Below are 506 nucleotides of genomic sequence, written 5' to 3'. Positions count from 1 at the left end.
GCCGTACGTGCTGTGGCGCGCGGTGGACGAGCACGGCACGAAGCTGGACGTGCTGCTGCAAAAGCGCCGCGACAAGGCGGCGGCCAAACGCTTCTTCCAGCGGGTGCTGCGCGCCCACGGGATGCCCAGAAAGATTGGGACCGATCAGCTACGCAGCTATCCGGCGGCGAAGGCGGAAGTGCCGGAGCTGGCTGACGTGAAGCACGTCTTGGTGAAAGCTTCTGCCCGGGTCAATAACCGCGCGGAAAACAGCCACCAGCCTACGCGCCGGCGCGAGCGTCAGATGCAGGGCTTCCGCGATCCCCGGCGCACGCAGGCGTTTCTCTCGCGTTTGGGTCCGATCCGTCAACACTTCGCGTTGCCCCGGCACCGGATGAACGCAAGCTGTCATCGCCAGCAACTCGGGGCGCGTCTGCTTGCGTGGTACGACTGGGCAGGTGTGCAACTCCCCAGCACAAATTCATGAGGATACCTTATCCAAGTGGGAAGCCATGATCCGCCTTGCT

At 64.0% G+C, this 506-nt stretch carries 1 protein-coding gene; it reads left to right on the top strand.

Going from position 1 to position 506, the window contains the following annotated elements; translation table 11 throughout:
* Positions 1–466, top strand: a 466-nt coding sequence (locus P0D80_RS51110) for a DDE-type integrase/transposase/recombinase (RefSeq protein ID WP_408296590.1), incomplete at its 5' end; no start/stop codon positions are given.
* Positions 467–506 lie beyond the last annotated feature (40 nt).

Origin of the sequence: Paraburkholderia sp. RL17-373-BIF-A (assembly GCF_046030175.1) — a bacterium.
Lineage (GTDB): Bacteria > Pseudomonadota > Gammaproteobacteria > Burkholderiales > Burkholderiaceae > Paraburkholderia.
This window is presented reverse-complemented; position numbering and strand designations above follow the sequence as displayed.